The sequence below is a fragment of the Streptomyces spiroverticillatus genome, assembly GCA_014650415.1.
Lineage (GTDB): Bacteria > Actinomycetota > Actinomycetes > Streptomycetales > Streptomycetaceae > Streptomyces > Streptomyces spiroverticillatus.
On record BMUX01000088.1, the window covers coordinates 1 to 597 of the forward strand.

The 597-nt window shown below is 69.7% G+C and carries 1 protein-coding gene; it reads right to left on the reverse strand.

Features of this window, described 5'->3' with window-relative positions:
* The coding region (locus tag IE269_RS42835; RefSeq protein ID WP_189828784.1) for a SpnB-like Rossmann fold domain-containing protein at positions 1 to 597 on the reverse strand (597 nt) is incomplete at both ends.

Here is a 597-nt window from a genome sequence, read left to right on the forward strand (position 1 = left end):
TGCCGCACAACCAGATGCCGGGCCACCACACTGCCCAGACCACCCGTACCACCCGTCACCAACACCGTCCCCCCACCCAACGGGGACTCCACCACACCGACCGAGGAGCCCAGCCGCGCCAACCGGCCCACCTGCACCACCCCGCCACGCACCAGCACCTGCGACTCACCCGCCGCCAGCACCTCCGCGACCGGCAGCTCCCCACCACCCTCCACATCCACCAACAGGAACCGGCCCGGATTCTCCGACTCCGCCGCCCGCACCAGACCCCACACCGCAGCACCCGCCAGATCCACCCCCGACACAGCACCCCGCGTCACAAAAGCCAAACGCGCACCATCAGACCGATCCAGCCACTCCTGCACCACACCCAACACACGGGCCACAGCCTCATGCACCGCCTCCGGCGAAACACCACCCTCCACCGAAAACACCGGCAACGACGCCTCACCAGCGGCAGAAGCCCCCGACACATCCGCCGGCACCCACTCCACACCCAACAACCCATCACGCCCAGGAGCCGCCGAATCCTCCGCCGGAGCCCCCAGCACCAGCTCGCCGACGCTCAGCACCGGCTCACCCGCAGCATCCACCAGC